This is a genomic window from Chroococcus sp. FPU101 (genome assembly GCF_017312365.1).
Taxonomy (GTDB): Bacteria; Cyanobacteriota; Cyanobacteriia; order Cyanobacteriales; family Microcystaceae; genus Chroococcus.
In genome coordinates this window covers 59,810-78,469 of sequence record NZ_BLJI01000021.1, presented here as the reverse complement: position 1 = coordinate 78,469, position 18,660 = coordinate 59,810, and the positions used below count along the sequence as shown (strand labels likewise).

Genomic DNA, 18,660 nt, shown 5'->3' with positions numbered 1-18,660 from the left:
GTGTGCGACGCTCACCAATCAAGCAGGTAGTATCGCTGTTCCTAAACTCAAGAACATACGAGAATCAGTACAAGCCGAAGTTCAAGCAAGAGCCGAGCAAAAAATCCCGAATTGTCTTGAAGCACAAGCTAAATATGCTAAACAGTATCGTGTTAGTGTTCACCAATGGAGTTATGGCAGATTAATCGAGAGTATTCAAGCACAAGCCAGCAAAGTAGGAATTGTAATCGAAGAAGGAGAACAAGTAATTAGAGGAAGTCCGCAGCATCAGGCTAGAGAGTTAGCTATCAATGTCTATCAAACCCGTTCTGTTACATATATGTAACAGTTTGCACCTTGACAAGAGAATAAAATAGTATGATGGTATTAATCGCGCCGCAGGTCATGTTGATTCAACCTCTGAACTGCGAAAAGTAAGGGCTAGTTTACTTACCTGATGGTAGGTGTGCTTTCTGACCCTAGTAGCTGTCCATCCTGATGCTGATTTTTATGGCGAAAGCTGTAGAGATGATTAACTCGTAAACTTGAGATATTTAGTAATACTTCAATTTTACGGGGTAGGTGCGCTCCCAGCAATAAGTGACGTGGGTTTACCACAGTGATGGCTATTGAATCACCTCCGACCAAGGAGGAATCCACCTTAATTTTTTCTATTTTGCGCCGCACCCTTACTGTAAAATTTTTCTCAGAGAGCAGCGCAAAACCTGGAAAGTTTATAAAGCTTAGATTAAGCGTTTTCTGGGATGAGCGAGTTCGACAAATTAGAGCAGTAAATGATTATATTTGTGGAGCTTGGCGCAAACTACTCTTCAAGCCTTTGTTAACTAAAGGGTTTAAGAGTTAGGGGTTTCAACGACCATCCTAGTTCAGGGTGGGTTGAAAGGTTTTGATCAATGCGTCTAGATCTAATGCTTTTGTTGTTTCAACGACCATCCCAGTTCAGGGTAGGTTGAAAGGCAAAAACTCAAGGGATTATTAGATGATTTTTTTAAGTTTCAACGACCATCCCAGTTCAGGGTAGGTTGAAAGGGGACTTTAAACAGACAACTGGTTTTGCGAATGTGTTTCAACGACCATCCTAGTTCAGGTAAGTTGGAAAAGTGAAAATTAAATTTTATGTGGTGGATTGAAAGGAGCACACTCTTGGTAATATAAGACTTGCACTTTTTTAGGTTTTCTTTTAGCCTATAAGTTGACTTAAACGACAATTAAATTGTTACAGCGACAATAATTTGTTATCGATGACAAATAAAATGTTACTGTACAGTACAAACACTAAGCCCGTGATGAGGATTGAACTCATGACCTCACCCTTACCAAGGGTGTGCTCTACCACTGAGCTACACGGGCGTAAATAAATTGTGGTGGGCCGAGCTGGATTTGAACCAGCGTAGGCGTAGCCAGTGGATTTACAGTCCACCCCCATTAACCACTCGGGCATCGACCCATTGATGTCACGATTAATAATCATAGCACATCTGCTTAAAAAGTCAAAGCATTCTTGCTAATTTTTTTACTGACGTAATGGCCACCACGAAACTTTATCACGAGTAGAACTATAAACCTCTTTTAACCCATCTGGATCAACAACTTGTATTAAATCGTTTGATAAGTCATTGCTTTTGTTAGACTCGATTAAACCGACTTGCTGCATTCCCTTTAACACCTGTTCGACAGTGCGTTGATTGAGTTGACAAGCACGAGCAATGACATCGACGGGTAAATCAAAACTATATATATTAGAGGCATTTGGTTGATTACCCAGTTCTCGTTCTTGATAAATCAAGGCTCTTAGTAAAGCGGCTACGGCTTGTGGGGGGTAACTACTACAGTTGAGTAAATGATAATGAAATTTTTGTTCTAATTCAAAGAGCAAGCGATAACGCTCTCGGAAAACCTCACTTGAAGAGTAAATTTGCTGAATTGCAGCTAAAGGCACTTTGATGACATGAGTCGTTTTATAGGACTCGACTAGACAAGGAAAAGCACGACTAGCCAAGCCATAACTAAAGGGTAAGCTAGTCATACCAAAACACCCTCCTGTATATACGATCGCAATAATCCGATCTAGCGGTGTACTTCGTACGATCACTAAGCCTTCGCTTAAGATGACATACAACACATCTAAATCTTCATTTGGCAAAAAAGCCGTGTAAACAGGACGATTAGAAAAAAGTGTTTCTACTTTTAAGGTATCTGCGCTCAAATATTGAGATAACCAAGTCAGTTCTAGCTCTCTAAATAAAAAACTGTGCTGAATTAGTTGCTCTATGGGGCTAGGTTTTTGCTTTTTACTCGCTTTGACCATCGTTATGAGATTATGCTGTATTCTCTTCAATCTTCCCATAACTTTTTTAATCATTGGGATTTAATCGAATTTGAATTGCAAACGTATTGTAAAATAAATCAAGTTAGATTAATATAAAAACACAAATGTAAAATAAGCTACTTAAAAACCATTTACAACACAAAAGGAGATAACTAGATATGACTAATCCCTCATCTATGGCCAGTGTGTTACTGATAGGTTCTGTATTGGGGGGAATGTTAATATCCTGTGGTTCCAACAACACATCAACCAGCACACAAGCCAATCAAAGTACGAGTAATACCGCTTCTACTGCACCCGTTAAATTAACCCTCGTTTCCTATGCGGTGACTCAAAGTGCTTATGAAAAAATTATTCCGAAATTTGTTGAACAATGGAAAGCCAAAACAGGACAAGATGTTGTTTTCGAGCAGAGTTATGGGGGATCTGGTTCTCAAACCCGCGCCGTTATTGATGGACTAGAAGCCGATGTCGTCGCTTTAGCCTTAGCTTTAGACACTAAAAAAATTGAAAAAGCAGGACTCATTCAACCAGGTTGGGAACAAGAACTACCCAATGACTCGATCGTGCATCGTTCCGTCGCGGCACTCGTCGAACGAGATAGCACATTAAACGTCAAAGGTTGGTCAGACTTAGCAAGAGATGATATCAAAGTAATCACCGCTAACCCCAAAACCTCTGGGGGTGCAAGATGGAATTTTCTAGCTTTATGGGGATCAGTTACACAAGCAGGTGGTACTCCACAACAAGCCACCGATTTTATTACAAAAGTCTTAACAAACGCGCCAGTTTTACCCAAAGATGCTAGGGAGGCGAGTGATGTTTTCTACAAACAAGGTCAAGGTAATGTTTTGATCAACTATGAAAATGAAGTCCTTTTAGCCGCGCAGAAAGGGGAAAAAGTTCCCTATGTTGTCCCTACTGATTACAATATTTCGATTGATAATCCTGTCACCGTTGTTGATGCCAATGTTGATAAACATGGAACTCGTCAAGTAGCCGAAGCTTTTACCCAATTTCTATACACTCCCGAAGCGCAAAGAGAGTTTGCCCAAGTGGGCTTTCGTCCTGTCGATCCAGAAGTTTCTAAAGAATTTGCCAGCCAATATCCGACAGTCAAAAACTTATTTACCGTTAAGGATTTAGGAGGATGGGGCAAAATTCAACAAGAATTCTTTGAAGATAATGCAACTTTTGACAAAATTCTCACTAAAATCAACAAATCTTAATTTTAATAGAGGTTAAAATCATGGTTTCACCAGACTGGAAACACGTTAATAACAATCTTTTAGATTTAGAGTTAGATCAATCTGAATTAAACCGCAAGACTGAGCGACGGATTAAAATCCGAATTCCTCAAGAATACACCCAAGAGCCATTAATTTCTCGACTCATTTCTAACTATAATCTTGAAGTCAGTATTGTTGGAGCTTTATTAGGTTCTAATAAACCTAATGATGGTTGGTTTGATCTAAAAATTCAAGGAAATTCTAATGATATTGATAGTGCTTTAACCTATCTAACCGAGCTTCAAGTTGAGATTTGGCACGAAGAAAATGCTTTAGCAGATGGTTGGTAAGGAGTACTACAAAAATTTATGGAATCTATCACACAATCTCAGTCATTATTTACTAAATTAAAATTGAAAAAAGTTAAAAAAAGAAATATTCATTGGCCGTTTTTATTGAGTATTTTCTATTTGATTATTATTCTGTTCTTACCCACTGCGGCATTAATTACTAAATCACTAACCTTAGGCCCTTCAGAATTTTGGCGAATTGCCACCAGTCCAGTAGCTCTTTCTGCTTATAACGTTACTTTTGTCACGGCACTTTTTGCAGCAGCAATTAACGGCGTTTTAGGTACATTAGTCGCCTGGGTATTAGTGCGTTATGATTTCCCGTTTAAAAAAATTATTGACGCATTAGTTGATTTACCCTTCGCTTTACCCACTTCGGTTGCAGGTTTAGTCCTCGCCACCGTGTACAGCGAAAAAGGTTGGATTGGTCAATTATTTGCCCCATTTGGTATCAAAATTGCTTTCACTCGTTTGGGTGTATTTGTCGCAATGCTTTTTATTTCTTTACCCTTTATTGTGAGAACATTACAACCTGTTTTACAAGAAATGGAAACCGAGGTAGAAGAGGCGGCTTGGTCATTGGGTGCAACCGAATATCAAACCTTTTGGCGAGTGGTTTTACCGCCTTTAATTCCACCAATTTTAACGGGAATTTCTCTGGGTTTTGCTAGAGCAGTTGGAGAATATGGTTCAGTTGTGATTATTTCTTCTGGAATACCCTTTAAAGATTTAATTGCACCAGTATTAATTTTCCAAAGACTAGAACAATATGACTATGCAGGAGCAACGGTCATCGGAACCTTTCTATTAATAGTTTCTTTGGTGATGCTTCTGGTGATTAATCTTCTGCAACAGTGGGGAAGACGTTATGCAGTCTAGTCGATCCTCACAACCCATGATTTTAATTGCCATCGCTATTTTATATTTATGTCTTGTCCTATTTATCCCCGCGATCGCTGTTTTCTACGAAGCATTTCACAAAGGTTTTGCTGCTTTCTTGAGTGCGATACAAAATCGAGATTTTATTGAAGCCGTTAAACTAACTCTAATTATTGCGGCGATTACCATTCCACTGAATACCCTTTTTGGTTTAGTCATTGCTTGGTTTTTAGCTCGTCATCAATTTCGCGGTCGTGCCTTACTGATGAGTATCATCGATTTACCCTTCTCCATTTCTCCAGTTGTGGCAGGGTTAATGATTGTTTTACTCTATGGACGCAATGGTTGGTTTGGAGGATGGTTAGAAGCAACAGGGACTAAAATTATCTTTGCGCTACCTGGGATGGTCATCGCTACAATTTTTGTAACCTTACCCTTTGTGGCACGCGAGGTTTTACCCGTATTAGAAGAAATTGGTACCGAACAAGAAGAAGCAGCCCGAATTTTAGGAGCGAATGACTGGCAAGTCTTCTGGCGCGTTGTTTTGCCGAATGTTCGTTGGGGTTTATTGTATGGTATTCTTCTAACCAATGCGCGGGCGATGGGCGAATTTGGTGCGGTTTCCGTTGTTTCGGGCAGTATCTTAGGCCGTACCGCAACCTTACCGATTTTCGTGGAACAAGCATATAAAAACTATCAAACTGAGGCCGCCTTTAGTGCAGCCGTAATTTTAGCCTTATTGGCCGCCGTAACCCTCGTTTTACAAGACGCTTTCAAACGTCATACAGCAGAAAGATAATAGGAGTATTAATCATGAGTATTACCGTTGATCAAGTCAATAAACATTTTGGTAGCTATCACGCTTTAGTAGATATCAATTTAACGGTTCCCGATGGAAAATTAGTCGCCTTACTAGGGCCTTCTGGTTCTGGAAAATCGACATTACTCAGAGCGATCGCAGGACTCGAACCACCAGATACGGGTAGAATTATTATTAATGGGCAAGATACGACCCATTTGGATATTAGAAGACGTAATATCGGATTTGTGTTCCAGCATTACGCTCTATTTAAACACCTGACTGTCCGTCAAAATATTGCCTTTGGTTTGGATATTCGCAAACGTTCACCCAAACAGATTAAAGATAAAGTAGAAGAATTACTAAGACTTATTCAATTACAAGGATTAGGCGATCGCTACCCTTCCCAACTCTCAGGAGGACAACGCCAAAGGGTCGCTTTAGCACGTGCTTTAGCCATTGAACCTCAAGTTTTGCTGCTTGATGAACCGTTTGGTGCGCTTGATGCCAAAGTCCGTAAAGAACTGCGTAGCTGGTTAAGACGTTTACACGATGAAGTCCATGTCACTAGTGTTTTCGTAACTCACGATCAAGAAGAAGCGATGGAAGTTGCTGATGAGATTGTCGTGATGAATCAAGGCAAAATCGAACAAGTTGGCTCACCCCAAGAAGTTTATGATCATCCCGCAACATCTTTTGTGATGGAGTTTGTCGGCGAAGTTAATATTCTTCCTGGTACGGCTGGTTTCTTAGATGGTTCAGTCAAAAATACAACGTCTATCCCTAATGTCCCTCCCTCGCATACTCAAGTCTTTATTAGACCCCACGATCTTGAAATTCATGCCGAAAATGAGGCTCAAGCTAAACCAGCGATCGTTAAACGAATCATTCATCTTGGTTGGGAAATTCTCGTAGAATTAGAGTTACCCGACGGGCGTGAAATTTTAGCCAATATGAGTCGAGAAAAGTTTGCTCGGTTACCGATAGAATCTGGACAAGTGGTTTATATTAAACCCCGTCACGCTCGTTATTTTATTGACCCGAAAAGTAACGCTTATAACAGCGTACCTGTCGTCGTAAACCGCTAAGGCTCGGCTAACAATTGATCTAATTCCGCTTGCATGGTATTGACAACTTGCCAGTAACATGATTCAACATAAGCGCGATCTTGTGCTGCTTCTTTGCCGTATCTTGAAAAGGTAATCGGTGAACAGACGCGAGTGTGAATTTGGACAGGAAACGGTATATTAGGTAAAGGCCCGATCGCTAATCCCCAAGGTAAACCGAAATAGACGGGAAATACTTCTAAACCTTCGGGAAACATTCCCAAAAGTCCCCAAGTGCGAAACGGTTCGATCCATTCCGAAAGATCGCCCAAAATAATCAAGGTATCATGTGCGCCTTTAGAAATGAGGGGAATAATCGGTAATTCTTGTTGCAGGGCAAGTTTAATAAAACCTTTTTGTCCTGCCAAATGAATTTGATGACGTTGGGTGTAGGGACGAAATAAATCTTTAGCACCACCTGGATAAACCAGAAGACTGCTTCCTTTTTTTAGAGCAGCAAAAGCCATACGCGGAGTAGCAGGAATTGCCCCAACCTGCATCGCTAATTTTGTGAAAAAAGGATAAGGATGATTTGTCCAGACGCTCCGATGCGATAATCCATAAATCAGACGATCAGTACCGAAACGACGAAACCAATCATACATCATCATACTCATATCTGGAATAGCCAACCCTCCATTATGAGAACCGACTAACAAAACTTGTCCTTGTGAGGGGATATGATGCCAACCATCAGTTTTGACACGGAAATAATATCGATAAAGCCATTCCCAAACGGGCATGAATGATTTTATAACAGATGGATCGCGTTGTTGCAAAAACCAATTACTATCTAAAGTCATTTATAAAGTAAAGCGAAGAATCATTAACAATTACGCAATAGAAGCTGTAGACCACTATCCTCAAGCAAAATCCCAGCAAAGTCAACTAAATCAAGGATTATTTCTTAGGGTAGAGACAGGCTTAAATCCTTTTTCTGATCTTATGTTACAAAACTTTACGCTATTGCAGACCATAACCATAGTATAAGTTAAACTGACTGAGAATCTTTCTGTTTAAAGAAGCGCGTACAGGTGGGGATGTCTTATTGAGCGAAGCGTAGGAAGTTAAAGCAGATCTGGGGATTCTTGACTTTACTGCGTTTTGAGCAATTGGGCAACTCGTTTAAAGCTTGTACAAGGTTTAAGAAAGTTTGATTAAGCCAAACTTTAACAATCGATCGATGTCAAAAGAGATAAGAGGCTTTTTAGACTCAAGATTGTTAAGTTTTATCACAAAAATAAGAATCCCATACCTACAACCTTAGATTAAGGAGATTTTCAATGGCTTTTGGGCCCGCATCCCAGTTAGGTGTCAGCCTATATGAAGACACACCCCCAATTGAACTGGTACCAGGACGTTCAGAAGAAGAAGTCACAAGCGTTATCAATGCCGTTTATAAACAGGTTTTAGGTAATGCTTATGTCATGGAAAGCGAAAGAGCAACCGTTCCAGAATCACAGTTTAAGCGGGGAGAACTCAGCGTTCGTGAGTTTGTTCGTGCTATTGCAAAATCAGATCTGTATCGTTCACGCTTTTTTGAAACCAGTCCTCGCTATCGGTTTATTGAACTCAACTTTAAACATCTTTTAGGACGTGCGCCCGATGGATACGACGAGATGAAGGCTCATAGTGCCATCTTAGATACCCAGGGATATGAAGCAGAGATTGATTCTTACATCGATAGCGATGAGTATCAAAATGCTTTCGGCGAATACATTGTCCCCTATTTTCGTGGCTATAAGTCCCGTCCAGGTCAAAGTATGCTGGAATTTACGCATATGTTTGCTCTGTTGCGCGGGCCCTCTAGCAGTGATCTAAAAGGTAGCCTATCGGGAACTAGCCCTGTTCTGAATAAATATGTTATTCAAGAAATTCCGCTTGCAATCATTCCTCCTTCGGGTGGTTCTTCGGGCGATGGTTGGGCATTCTCTGATACAACCAGAAGTTCTCGGACTCGTTTGGGTTCGGGTGCAAGTGAAGAAGGCAAGGTTTACCGCATCGAGGTGACAGGCTATCGTACTCCTGGTAAAGTGAACAAAATTTCCAAATATCGTCGCAGTAACCAGGTGTTCCTCGTTCCTTACGATAAACTCTCTCAAGAATATCAACGGATTCATCAACAGGGTGGCGTAATTGCCAGTATTACCCCCGTCGGTTAATCCATTAAATAGTGAACAGTAACCAGCTTTCTAAACTGGAATCTGTTCACTGTTTTTAATCAATCATCAAATCTGTTGTAGGAGAAATTTTAAAAATGAGTGTTGTTTTAGATCGTCCCTTAGAACTCCGTTCCAATAGCAGTCCCGAAGACTATGCTGCTGTAATTCGTGCCGTTTATAAGCAAGTTTTGGGTAATCCCCATGTCATGGAAAGCGAACGGTTAACCACCGCCGAATCCCAACTTTGTAACGGAACTTTAACAGTACGGGAATTTGTACGGGCTGTTGCGAAATCTGATTTTTATCGCCGTCGCTATTTTGAAACCTGCGCCCCCTATCGTTTTGTTGAACTCAACTTTAAGCATCTTTTAGGACGTGCGCCTGATAATCAAGCAGAACTATCTAAGCATATCCAGATCATTGTCAATGAAGGCTATGATGCTGAAATCGATTCCTACATCGATAGCGAAGAATATCAAGCTAATTTCGGCGATAACGTTGTTCCTTACTATCATGGTGCTAGTAGTCAAGTCGGTATCAAACAAGTCGGCTACAATCGTACTTTAAACTTGTATCAAGGTTTTGCAGGTGTTGATAGTGCCTTTAAAGATGCCCGTTTAGTTGATGCGATCGCCAACAATAGCGGTAGTAAGATTAGCTTACCCAGTACTGGAGGTCGTCGCGGTGCTTATAAAGATGCCACGGAAAAAATGTTCAAAATCGTGGTTAAAGGCTCTAAATTTGATAGTCCTCGCCGTACCAGCGTCACCGAGTATATCGTCTCTGGTGCGAGAATGACCCCGCAAATTCAGCGAATTCACCGCGCTGGCGGCACGATTACCGAAATCGTTGAGATCTAATGTTTAAGAAATAGGTAGGGTTAAAAAGCCAAGGAAATCTCATCGGTTTCCTTTTCTTAACCCCACCCAAGGCCAAAAAATCATTAATCACACTCTCGTATTGTAGGAGAAAAATCGTGTCAACATTAACTGCTGCTTATCTTGATAGTCCGATCGAACTACGTGTAGGTGCAACCGAAGAGGATCTTCAGGGGGTGATTCGTGCTGCTTACCGTCAAGTTTTAGGCAATGTTCATATTATGGACAGCCAACGCTTAACCAGTGCTGAATCAATGCTCAGAAATGGTGATATTACCGTTAAAGAATTTGTCAGACGAATTGCTCAATCAGACCTTTATCAATCTCTCTTTTTTAATAACAAATCTCCATATCGTTCAATTGAACTTAATTGTAAACATCTTTTAGGACGTGCGCCGTTAGATCAAGCTGAAATTTCTCAACACGTTCAAACCTATAACGAACAAGGATACGAAGTAGACATCGATTCTTATATTGATAGTGCCGAATATGCCGACAATTTTGGGAACAATACCGTACCCTATCCTCGCAGTATTCGTTCTCAAACAGGAATCAAAAATGTTGTATATAATCGTACCCTTTCTTTATTAGGTGGTTATGCAACCAGTGATAAAAGTAAAGAAGCGCAATTAATTGATACTGTGGCTGCTAATATACCACAAAAAATTAAGCTCAGTTCTTCGGGTAAAGGTTCAACTTATAGTAACACTAATAAGCGGTTCCGTTTAACGATTCTTAATTCAGGATTACCGAATGCACGAACCAAAAACACAACCGTTAAAATTGGTTATGCTCAATTATCCCAAAAAATCCAAAATGTACAACGTTCAGGCGGGAAAATTCTGAGTATTACCGAAGTTAATTAATCATTGATTAGTGTCAAAACAAATTTAAGATTTAGCAATTATCCCCTACAATTATCAAAATATTTTGTCAATGTGTAGGGGCTTTATTACCCAATGATTAAAGCTAAATAAACACTAATTGTTTTTAAATTAACGTGTTTTATCTATCTCAAAATTTTATCTAAATTTATCTAACTTTACTCATACTAATTGTTTAACTTTAAGGGTTTTGTGATGGATATTACTAAATTTGTAGAAATGTCTTTAGGTCATTGGAGGTCGCAACGTAGCGCACACCATTTAGCCTTTCGTCACTTTGAAGAAATTACTTCAGAGATCGACATAAAACCGCTAGAGAAAAATGATTTAGAAGTCCTTCAATTATGTCAATCCTATCAAATTGCTCCTGAAATGATTACTCATCCTTTTGCGATGAGTTGGGAGGGTGAATCAGACTGGGATGAACAAGAAGTCTTGAAAGGTTCAACTATCTTAATACCTGTTCCTGATTTAGATAATCCATCTAAAGGGCGATTGTTAAGAGATCAAGGATATGCCGAAACGATTCCCTCGGTCGGTCATTATTATTTTACAGAGGATGGTACATTTGTTCTAACAACAGAGTATGATAGAGCTACAGCCGAAGAAAAAATTTGGTTTGCTTCTCCTAACATTCGTTTTCGAGTTTCTCTAATCAAAACCAGTAGTGGTAGTGGTGTTGTTACTGCTTCTTTTTCTTCAGAAATTCGAGGGTTATCTTAATCTTTATTGAGCTAAGTTAAATATTTTAAATATGATTTCAAATGATAATACTAACTTATTAATTTCTCTGGCTCAATTAATGGCTGGAGACTTTAGTAATCAACAACAAGCTTATGAAGATCCGAAAAACTTTGCTCATATCCGAATTTTTTTTCGTCCCTTACCCTTTGAGTTTTTTAATGCCATAGGATTTTATTCAGAGCAGTCATATGATTATGATATTTGGAATCCTTATCGTCAGGGAATTCATCAACTAATCGCTCAAGGAGATCAAATTTATGTAGAAAATTATGGATTAAAAGATGGGTATCGCTATGCGGGTGCAGGACATAACTTAGACATTCTAAAAACAATTACCCCAGAAAACATTCAAAAACGGTGTAACTGTTCTATGATTTTCAAAAAAAATGGTAATTCTTTTAGAGGAGAAGTGGAAGGAAAACAATGTTTAATTCCTAGAAATGGTCGTCAAACTTACCTCATTAGTGAAGTGGAAATTACAGAAACAACATGGGTTAGTTTAGATCGAGGAATTGATATTAATACAAATGAACAGATTTGGGGATCTGCGGTTGGCCCATTAAAGTTTACAAAACGCGCTAGTTTTGCTCAAGAACTTCCGTAATTTACTTAAATTATCAGTTAGACGATTCATGAGTGTTTCAGAATTACCAGTTGTTATGTTACCTCCTGTAGCCCGTAAAAAAATGCAGGCTTGGATACGAAGTCGCCATCTGATTTGCTCAGGAAATTTCTTCATTTTTGAATCAGTAGAATATTCGGCTATAGAACGATTTGAAGAATGTGTTATTAGTTTAGGTGGTACTTTAATTTCAGTGGAACCAACTAAACGAATTTGGATGGGAAATCATCGACAAGTATTACTCTATCAAGCAAAAGCCAGTTTACATACACCCCATCACGAATTAAAGCAATATTGGTTCAAATATGGTAGTTTTCAAACTAAATTTGATGACACTGTTTAAAAAGAGTACATTTTAATCTTTATCAAAGGAGGGTATTTCAATGACTACTAAATTTACTTCACCCAGACTCGGTAATGCTTCAGAATTAGGCGTTAACTTATATGAAGACACCAAACCCATACAACTTTTACCCGGTGTTGAAATTGATGAACTGATTCAAGCTGTTTATCGTCAAGTTTTGGGAAATGCTTATGTTATGGAAAGTGAGCGTTTAAGTATTCCAGAATCTCGTTTGAAAAATAACGAAATTACCGTTAGAGAATTCGTCAGACAAGTTGCACTATCTGACTTATATCGTTCTCGTTTTTTTGAACCCTGTTCTCGCTATCGTGCCATTGAATTAAACTTTAAACACTTGTTAGGACGTGCACCCGAAAGTTACGAAGAAATGCAACAACATAGTCAAATTTTAGATCAAGGCGGCTATGAAGCAGAAATCGATTCTTATCTCGATAGTGATGAATATCAAGATGCTTACGGAGAAGATATTGTCCCTTATTACCGAGGCTATAAAACACAAATAGGACGTAATTTAACAGGTTTTACTCATCTGTTTCAATTACATCGTGGTGCATCTAGTAGCGATAAAAACTTATCATTAGGTAACTTTTCTCGTCTCAATCAATCTTTATTAACTAATCGTCCTAGTAATGTAACGCCTCCTTCTGGTGTATCAACTTATGGCGGTTTGACGGATATTCAGAAGCTCCTATCTGAAGTCTTAAACCCAAAACACCAACCTCCAGTCTGCCAAGCTATACCCAACAAACCGTTAATTATCCAGAATTACAACGTAAATATAGCCAACAAGCGGAACAAATCAAAAAACTACAATCTCAGTTATCTGAACTCAGTTCATTGGCAAGTATTGGTGAAAGTGGGTTAAGTCAATGGAACTCAGGTAGTGCTTCAACTTCTAGTAGTAGTTCATTATCGGGTTCTTTCCAAAACCCTGAAACCTCCCTTGACTATGAAAAAGCCATTGAAGAACAGTCTAAGCTGATTACAGAATTAGAAACCAAAATTGCCGACTCTCGAAGATTTGCCACCATTGGAGAAGCTAAACTCAATAAATGGCGTAGTCGTAGTTTTTAGGAAATAAACTGAAATCATATTTATTATAGAGGCGCGAGACGATCGCGTCTTTTTTGTAATTGTTCATGTGACAGTATATTTATACCACCAGTGAATGAATTCACTGTCTCATAGCCTAAATCCAAGGGGGCGTTTAAGCTGCGCACGCAAGTCACAGTCAGCCCCTCATTAAAATGGACTGAAACTGATACAGATGAAGTCGGTTTCAACCGTCTTAAGCTGTGAGGTAGGGATTTTAATCCCTGACACTATTAATGTTCTTTAAATCAACCCATACAACAGATAATTTCCACAAATCTCTAAATCTATGTCCGAAACCCTCATTCTAGAACCCGATACCCTGTGGCATAAAGTCAGATCTCAAACCCAACACGCCTTCTTATGTGGTGCATTACAACCGATTCTTACTGAATACGAAATTATAGAAGATACAGGGATTCTTTTTTTGGTTCGGATTGTCAAGAATTTAGCTCGTAAAGATGCAGCAAAGCAAGCCGAGGTCAAAAAAGTCAAAACAGATGGGAAGCCGTTTAATCCCTTTTTACCCTACGATGAAAATCTATTTGTTAGCAATATTTCTGACACTCATTTATGTTTATTGAATAAATTTAATGTTGTTGATCATCATTTATTGATTGTGACGCGGGAATATGAAGCTCAAAACGACTGGTTAACACAATCCGATTTTAGTGCTTTGGGAGTTTGTTTAGCACAAATCGATGGCTTAGGTTTTTATAACGGTGGTGTTCTTGCAGGTTCGAGTCAACCGCATAAGCATTTACAGTTAATTCCATTTCCTTTTCTGACTGAGATTCGTCTACCGATTGATTCAGTGATCCCAACAGTTCAGTATAATTCGGATCAGATTGGAATAATTCCAAGTTTTGAGTTTATTCATGCGATCGTACCTTTACAACCTAATTGGATACAATCTCCTGTAAAATTTGCACCAACTCTTTTAGAAATTTACTATAAACTTTTAAAAACGGTTCAATATGAAATTAATGGTCGCAAACAAACAGGAGACTATAATTTATTAATTACACGAGATTGGATGATGATTATTCTACGCAATAGAGATAGTTTTTTATCAATTGGTGTGAACTCCGTCGGTTTTGCGGGTGCCTTATTAGTTCGTAATGCTGAACAATTGCAACTGTTAAAAGAAATTAGACCTTTAAATTTACTGAAAAATGTCGCTAAACTGAAATAAAAAAGGAATAATAGATATGCTTCAAACTAAAACCGAAATCATTAAATTTACGTTATCCGATCTAGAAGCTCTAGCGGGTGATAATGACGATAAAAAATATGAACTTATTGATGGAGAATTATTTGTGACCAGATCCCCTCACATTAAACATCAAGATGCCAGTGGAAATGTATATTGATCTTTACAAAATTGGTCAAAAACAGTAGGAACGGGTAAAGCTTTTCTAACACCTGGTATTATTTTTTCCGAAGTTGATAGCGTGATTCCTGATGTCATTTGGATTAGCCATGAGCGATTAGCTATTTTATTAGATGATGCAGGACATTTAACGGGTGTGCCAGAATTAATTGTAGAGGTACTATCACCTGGGACTAAAAACGTGATGAGAGATAAAGAAGCCAAGTTTAAATTATATTCAAATCAAGGAGTTCAAGAATATTGGATCGTTAACTATCTTTTAAAAACAGTTGAAGTATATCGTCGAGATCAAGCACAATTAAAACTGATGGCTACCCTAGAAGAAAATGATGTTTTAACTTCTCCTCTTTTAGCCGAATTTCCTTGTCAGATACAACAATTTTTTCTTTAAAAAGGATTTAGAATGGGTAAAAAAACACGAGGTGCAATTGCAGCAGGACACCCAAAAACCGCAGAAGCAGGACAAATTATTTTTGAATTAGGAGGCAATGCTTTTGATGCTACACTTGCGGCGATGTTAGCTTCATTTGTTGTTGAATCTACTTTAACGGCGGTGGGTGGTGGTGGTTTTTTATTAGCTCATACCAAAGAAAAAGAAAATATTTTATTTGATTTTTTTAGTCAAACACCTTTACAAAAAAAGTCATTAGACCAAATCGATTTTTATCCAATTGATGTTAATTTTGGGGGTGCAGTTCAAGAATTTCATATTGGGCTAGGATCGATCGCTGTTCCAGGCAATGTTTTAGGACTTTTTCAAATTCATAAAAAATTAGGAACTTTGCCGTTTAGTGTTATTGCTGAACCTGCAATTGATTATGCAGAAAATGGCTTTGTTATGACCGATTTTAATGAATTTAGCTATCGTTTACTAGAACCTATTCTTTTAGCTTATCCTGAGAGTCGTAAAATTTATGCTCCACACGGAAGCTTATTAAAACAAGGTGAAATCTGTTATAACAAAGATTTAGCTCAGAGCTTAAGAGAACTCTCAAAAAATGGTTTAGATTCCTTTTATAAAGGTGACATTACGGCTCAAATGCTCCAAGATTTATCAAGAGGCGGTTATTTGACGCAAGATGATTTAAGTACTTATCGAGTTATCGAACGAAAGCCACTCAAAATTAGTTACAGAAATTATGAACTTTTAACAAATCCGCCACCTAGTTCAGGTGGTATTTTAATTGCTTTTGCTTTAAAACTCTTAGACCAAATTGATTTAACTTCTGTTCAATTTGGCAGTATACAACATTTAAAAATTTTAATCAGAGTGATGGAATTAACCAATCACGCAAGAAACAAAAAATATAATAGCAATTTATATCAAAATAATATTACCGAGCTTTTTCTATCTACTGAATTTCTACAAGACTATCATCAAGAATTAAGCGGGGTCAATAAATGGGGGAGTACCACTCATATTAGCGCGATCGATGAAGACGGCAATGCAGCAAGCGTGACGACATCCAATGGCGAAGGCTCATCTTACGTTATTCCTGGAACTGGAATCATGTTAAATAATATGTTAGGAGAAGCAGATCTAAATCCATTAGGCTTTCATCAGTGGACGTGTAATCAAAGAATATCTTCGATGATGTCTCCTACTTTAATTTTACAAGACAGTCAACCAAAATTTGTTTTAGGCTCAGGTGGAGCCAATCGAATTAGAACAGCAATTTTACAAGTTATTTCAAACTTATTAGATTTTCAATTTTCCTTAGATGTAGCAGTCAATCATTCTCGAATCCACTGGGAAAATAATATTTTAAATATCGAGCCTTCTTCTGAGCAAGAATTTGATCTTAATCACTTACATCTTGCTTCATCTGCTAAAATTGCTCTTTGGGAAGCACACAATATGTTTTTTGGAGGAGTTCATGCAGTGGGAATAACCAAGACTGGAAAAATGACAGGTGCAGGAGACTTCAGACGTAAAGGAGTAGCACTGATCAACAATTTTTATGAGTAAGATTAGATAAAAAAACGTATATATTGGGTAAGTAGTGCCACTACTTTACCTCCTCACTCCGATCACAACTTTATATTTCAATACAGAATTCACAATAATAAACCAATGCTAGTTATGCGTCAATTAACAACTGTCGGAGTCGGCCTAGCTTTATTGCTCATGGTTGAACAACAAGTTACTGCTCAAACTTCATTACCTACACCACAAGATACTCAAGAAGAATCCCTAAATGTTGTTCCTGCTGTGTCAGAAATGAAAGCGAAAAAAGAAAAGATTGCTCAAACAACACCACCAACACCAGCAAATCCCGATCCAGCACAGGCTGAGGATTTATTACCATTATCCACTCAGAAAAAGCGAGTTAACGAAAACGCTCCTGCACCAAATTTCCTAAATCCGAGTGGTAATCCGCTTATTTTTCCCACTGCACCTAGTGAAGTTGATATTAACACCGTTCAGCCTCTTAGTTTAAATCAAGTTGTTGAATTAGCTTTAAGAAATAATAAAGAGCTACAAACGGCCAGGCTACAACTTGAGCAACGTCAAGCACAACTAGCGGAACAAAGAGCTAGATATTATCCAGCACTAAACGCACAATTTAATTTTTCTCGGGATTCTTCGACTGGCCTCGCTCAACAAAATTTAAATACGAGGAGACGAATTGACCGCTTGAATAGTGATTCAAATCCTGTTAATGATGTCACCGAGCAGCAATTACGTCAAAGTTTATCGAATAAAGAAAGTACTAATGCAACTGGACAATTAGGTTTAACCTATAACCTTTATACAGGTGGAGAGAGATCTGCTCAAATTCAACGCGCTGAACAAGAAATTCAACGTCAAAAATTAGTAGTTGAGCAAAATTCTGAACAAGTTCGTTTCCAAGCAACAAGAGCATATTATGATTTACAACGAAGCGATGCCGAAGTAGCGATCGCACAAGCGGCTATTGAAGATGCGACCCAAAGTTTACGGGATGCTCAACTCTTAGAACAAGCTGGACTTGGTACTCGTTTTTCGGTGCTACAAGCGGAAGTAGATGTAGCCCGTGCAAATCAAGATTTAACGACTAATATTTCTAACCAACGGATTGCTAGACGGACTTTAGTTAATCTCTTAAGCTTAGGGCAAAAAGTGGATGTAACAGCAGCCGATCCTATTGAAGAAGCGGGAAACTGGCCCCTGACCCTTGAAGAAAGTATTGTACTAGCTTACAAAAACCGATCCGAATTAGAACAACAACTTGTTGCACGGGATCTTGCTGAACAGGATCGAAAAATTGTTCTAGCTGATATTAAACCCAAGGTTGATTTATCCGCTAACTATGAATATGCTGATAATTTCGACGATGAAATTAGTGTTGTTGATGGATATAGTTTTGTCGCAACAGCGAGATGGAATTTTTTTGATGGCGGTAGAGCCTTTGCCCGAGTCAGACAATTTGATCGCCAGAAAGATATAGCTAATAACGAATTTGCTAGACTGCGAAATCAAGTTCGTCTTGAAGTAGAACAAGCATACTATTCTAGTGTGGCAAACCAAGAAAATATCTCAACGGCGGCTTTAAGTGTAGAATCGGCAACAGAAAGCTTGAGATTAGCTCGTTTGCGCTTCCAGGCAGGTGTCGGAACCCAAACCGATGTCATCAACTCCCAACGAGATTTAACCGATGCCAGAAGTCGATATTTACAAGCGATCGTTGACTATAATATCTCACTTAATGAATTACAACGTGCCGTCAGTAATTGGCCTGATGGTCGTTTATTTGAATTACGCTAGTCAACAATAACTGTAGGTTGGGGCTTGACCACCAAGCCCAAATTTAAAATTGATCCCCAAACTTCATACACCTAAGTGATA

At 38.6% G+C, this 18,660-nt stretch carries 19 protein-coding genes, 2 tRNA genes and 2 pseudogenes; 19 read left to right on the top strand and 4 right to left on the bottom strand.

Translation table 11 applies throughout. The features are described from left to right. Positions 1 to 325: pseudogene (locus tag CFPU101_RS16980) on the top strand (hypothetical protein); the annotation flags it as partial. A gap of 953 nt (positions 326 to 1,278) precedes the next feature. Here the strand turns inward: CFPU101_RS16980 and CFPU101_RS16975 are convergent. The 3 genes from CFPU101_RS16975 to CFPU101_RS16965 form a co-directional block, all read right to left on the bottom strand. Further along, positions 1,279 to 1,350, bottom strand: a tRNA-Thr gene (locus CFPU101_RS16975). Between the two features lie 12 nt (positions 1,351 to 1,362). After that, a tRNA-Tyr gene (locus CFPU101_RS16970) sits at positions 1,363 to 1,447 on the bottom strand. Positions 1,448 to 1,513: 66 nt separating this feature from the next. Further along, a complete protein-coding gene (locus CFPU101_RS16965) occupies positions 1,514 to 2,308 on the bottom strand; it encodes a Crp/Fnr family transcriptional regulator (RefSeq protein WP_206816523.1) in 795 nt (264 codons plus the stop codon). Positions 2,309 to 2,487: 179 nt separating this feature from the next. Between CFPU101_RS16965 and CFPU101_RS16960 the strand changes: the two genes are divergently transcribed. Genes CFPU101_RS16960 through CFPU101_RS16940 form a run of 5 tightly spaced genes read left to right on the top strand, consistent with a single transcriptional unit; the run spans position 2,488 to position 6,674 of the window. Further along, complete coding sequence (locus tag CFPU101_RS16960; RefSeq protein ID WP_206816519.1) at positions 2,488 to 3,558, top strand: sulfate ABC transporter substrate-binding protein; 1,071 nt, start codon at positions 2,488 to 2,490, stop codon at positions 3,556 to 3,558. A gap of 20 nt (positions 3,559 to 3,578) precedes the next feature. After that, on the top strand, positions 3,579 to 3,908 hold the full coding sequence (locus CFPU101_RS16955; RefSeq protein WP_242578050.1) for an NIL domain-containing protein: 330 nt from the start codon (positions 3,579 to 3,581) through the stop codon (positions 3,906 to 3,908). 18 nt (positions 3,909 to 3,926) lie between these two features. After that, positions 3,927 to 4,787 carry a sulfate ABC transporter permease subunit CysT gene (gene cysT / locus CFPU101_RS16950; protein WP_206816518.1) on the top strand — a complete coding sequence of 287 codons (861 nt, stop codon included), beginning with the start codon at positions 3,927 to 3,929 and terminating at the stop codon, positions 4,785 to 4,787. After that, positions 4,777 to 5,586: a sulfate ABC transporter permease subunit CysW gene (cysW, locus tag CFPU101_RS16945; protein ID WP_206816517.1), complete on the top strand. Its 810-nt coding sequence runs from the start codon at positions 4,777 to 4,779 to the stop codon at positions 5,584 to 5,586. The genes cysT and cysW overlap by 11 nt, the downstream gene beginning before the upstream one ends. Before the next feature lie 14 nt (positions 5,587 to 5,600). Beyond that, positions 5,601 to 6,674 (top strand): sulfate/molybdate ABC transporter ATP-binding protein, encoded by a 1,074-nt coding sequence (locus CFPU101_RS16940; RefSeq protein ID WP_206816516.1) that lies wholly within the window; start codon positions 5,601 to 5,603, stop codon positions 6,672 to 6,674. Here the strand turns inward: CFPU101_RS16940 and CFPU101_RS16935 are convergent. Further along, a complete protein-coding gene (locus CFPU101_RS16935; protein WP_206816515.1) occupies positions 6,671 to 7,495 on the bottom strand; it encodes a lysophospholipid acyltransferase family protein in 825 nt (274 codons plus the stop codon). The two genes, CFPU101_RS16940 and CFPU101_RS16935, sit on opposite strands and share 4 nt — an antisense overlap. Positions 7,496 to 7,975: 480 nt before the next feature. Here CFPU101_RS16935 and CFPU101_RS16930 point away from each other — a divergent pair, with 480 nt between their 5' ends. The 13 genes and pseudogenes from CFPU101_RS16930 to CFPU101_RS16875 all read left to right on the top strand — a co-directional run bounded on the left by CFPU101_RS16930 (position 7,976) and on the right by CFPU101_RS16875 (position 18,579). Next, positions 7,976 to 8,854: a phycobilisome linker polypeptide gene (locus CFPU101_RS16930; RefSeq protein WP_206816514.1), complete on the top strand. Its 879-nt coding sequence runs from the start codon at positions 7,976 to 7,978 to the stop codon at positions 8,852 to 8,854. A 95-nt stretch (positions 8,855 to 8,949) separates the two neighbouring features. Further along, positions 8,950 to 9,714 carry a phycobilisome rod-core linker polypeptide gene (locus CFPU101_RS16925; RefSeq protein ID WP_206816513.1) on the top strand — a complete coding sequence of 255 codons (765 nt, stop codon included), beginning with the start codon at positions 8,950 to 8,952 and terminating at the stop codon, positions 9,712 to 9,714. 116 nt (positions 9,715 to 9,830) lie between these two features. Continuing rightward, positions 9,831 to 10,598 (top strand): phycobilisome rod-core linker polypeptide, encoded by a 768-nt coding sequence (locus CFPU101_RS16920; protein WP_206816512.1) that lies wholly within the window; start codon positions 9,831 to 9,833, stop codon positions 10,596 to 10,598. 213 nt (positions 10,599 to 10,811) lie between these two features. Continuing rightward, positions 10,812 to 11,339 carry a phycobiliprotein lyase gene (locus CFPU101_RS16915; protein WP_206816511.1) on the top strand — a complete coding sequence of 176 codons (528 nt, stop codon included), beginning with the start codon at positions 10,812 to 10,814 and terminating at the stop codon, positions 11,337 to 11,339. 31 nt (positions 11,340 to 11,370) lie between these two features. After that, positions 11,371 to 11,964, top strand: coding sequence for a chromophore lyase CpcT/CpeT (locus CFPU101_RS16910; RefSeq protein ID WP_206816510.1), 594 nt, complete (start codon positions 11,371 to 11,373; stop codon positions 11,962 to 11,964). A 55-nt stretch (positions 11,965 to 12,019) separates the two neighbouring features. Continuing rightward, the gene (locus CFPU101_RS16905; RefSeq protein WP_106457152.1) at positions 12,020 to 12,325 is read left to right on the top strand and encodes a CpeR family transcriptional regulator; all 306 of its coding nucleotides are present in this window, start codon (positions 12,020 to 12,022) and stop codon (positions 12,323 to 12,325) included. 40 nt (positions 12,326 to 12,365) lie between these two features. After that, entirely contained in the window at positions 12,366 to 13,211 is an 846-nt protein-coding gene (locus CFPU101_RS16900; RefSeq protein ID WP_206816509.1) for a phycobilisome rod-core linker polypeptide, read from the top strand. Beyond that, positions 13,184 to 13,420 carry a hypothetical protein gene (locus CFPU101_RS16895; protein ID WP_206816508.1) on the top strand — a complete coding sequence of 79 codons (237 nt, stop codon included), beginning with the start codon at positions 13,184 to 13,186 and terminating at the stop codon, positions 13,418 to 13,420. The genes CFPU101_RS16900 and CFPU101_RS16895 overlap by 28 nt, the downstream gene beginning before the upstream one ends. A gap of 307 nt (positions 13,421 to 13,727) precedes the next feature. Beyond that, a complete protein-coding gene (locus CFPU101_RS16890) occupies positions 13,728 to 14,633 on the top strand; it encodes a phosphorylase (RefSeq protein WP_206816507.1) in 906 nt (301 codons plus the stop codon). A gap of 16 nt (positions 14,634 to 14,649) precedes the next feature. Beyond that, a complete protein-coding gene (locus CFPU101_RS26185; protein WP_307730458.1) occupies positions 14,650 to 14,811 on the top strand; it encodes a hypothetical protein in 162 nt (53 codons plus the stop codon). Positions 14,812 to 14,826: 15 nt separating this feature from the next. Beyond that, positions 14,827 to 15,222, top strand: a pseudogene (locus CFPU101_RS16885) (Uma2 family endonuclease); the annotation flags it as partial. A gap of 12 nt (positions 15,223 to 15,234) precedes the next feature. Next, positions 15,235 to 16,800 (top strand): gamma-glutamyltransferase, encoded by a 1,566-nt coding sequence (ggt, locus tag CFPU101_RS16880; RefSeq protein ID WP_206816506.1) that lies wholly within the window; start codon positions 15,235 to 15,237, stop codon positions 16,798 to 16,800. A 114-nt stretch (positions 16,801 to 16,914) separates the two neighbouring features. After that, entirely contained in the window at positions 16,915 to 18,579 is a 1,665-nt protein-coding gene (locus tag CFPU101_RS16875) for a TolC family protein (RefSeq protein ID WP_242578048.1), read from the top strand. Positions 18,580 to 18,660: the final 81 nt, after the last annotated feature.

What these genes read in the sequence shown, in the direction of transcription:
- cysT (WP_206816518.1), top strand. Translation starts at nt 3,927, where the DNA reads ATGGAATCTATCACACAATCTCAGTCATTATTTACTAAATTAAAATTG.
- CFPU101_RS16955 (WP_242578050.1), top strand. Translation starts at nt 3,579, where the DNA reads ATGGTTTCACCAGACTGGAAACACGTTAATAACAATCTTTTAGATTTA.
- ggt (WP_206816506.1), top strand. Translation starts at nt 15,235, where the DNA reads ATGGGTAAAAAAACACGAGGTGCAATTGCAGCAGGACACCCAAAAACC.
- CFPU101_RS16965 (WP_206816523.1), bottom strand. Translation starts at nt 2,308, where the DNA reads ATGGTCAAAGCGAGTAAAAAGCAAAAACCTAGCCCCATAGAGCAACTA.
- CFPU101_RS16940 (WP_206816516.1), top strand. Translation starts at nt 5,601, where the DNA reads ATGAGTATTACCGTTGATCAAGTCAATAAACATTTTGGTAGCTATCAC.
- cysW (WP_206816517.1), top strand. Translation starts at nt 4,777, where the DNA reads ATGCAGTCTAGTCGATCCTCACAACCCATGATTTTAATTGCCATCGCT.
- CFPU101_RS16915 (WP_206816511.1), top strand. Translation starts at nt 10,812, where the DNA reads ATGGATATTACTAAATTTGTAGAAATGTCTTTAGGTCATTGGAGGTCG.
- CFPU101_RS16925 (WP_206816513.1), top strand. Translation starts at nt 8,950, where the DNA reads ATGAGTGTTGTTTTAGATCGTCCCTTAGAACTCCGTTCCAATAGCAGT.
- CFPU101_RS16875 (WP_242578048.1), top strand. Translation starts at nt 16,915, where the DNA reads ATGCGTCAATTAACAACTGTCGGAGTCGGCCTAGCTTTATTGCTCATG.
- CFPU101_RS16930 (WP_206816514.1), top strand. Translation starts at nt 7,976, where the DNA reads ATGGCTTTTGGGCCCGCATCCCAGTTAGGTGTCAGCCTATATGAAGAC.
- CFPU101_RS26185 (WP_307730458.1), top strand. Translation starts at nt 14,650, where the DNA reads ATGCTTCAAACTAAAACCGAAATCATTAAATTTACGTTATCCGATCTA.
- CFPU101_RS16960 (WP_206816519.1), top strand. Translation starts at nt 2,488, where the DNA reads ATGACTAATCCCTCATCTATGGCCAGTGTGTTACTGATAGGTTCTGTA.
- CFPU101_RS16910 (WP_206816510.1), top strand. Translation starts at nt 11,371, where the DNA reads ATGATTTCAAATGATAATACTAACTTATTAATTTCTCTGGCTCAATTA.
- CFPU101_RS16890 (WP_206816507.1), top strand. Translation starts at nt 13,728, where the DNA reads ATGTCCGAAACCCTCATTCTAGAACCCGATACCCTGTGGCATAAAGTC.
- CFPU101_RS16900 (WP_206816509.1), top strand. Translation starts at nt 12,366, where the DNA reads ATGACTACTAAATTTACTTCACCCAGACTCGGTAATGCTTCAGAATTA.
- CFPU101_RS16935 (WP_206816515.1), bottom strand. Translation starts at nt 7,495, where the DNA reads ATGACTTTAGATAGTAATTGGTTTTTGCAACAACGCGATCCATCTGTT.
- CFPU101_RS16905 (WP_106457152.1), top strand. Translation starts at nt 12,020, where the DNA reads ATGTTACCTCCTGTAGCCCGTAAAAAAATGCAGGCTTGGATACGAAGT.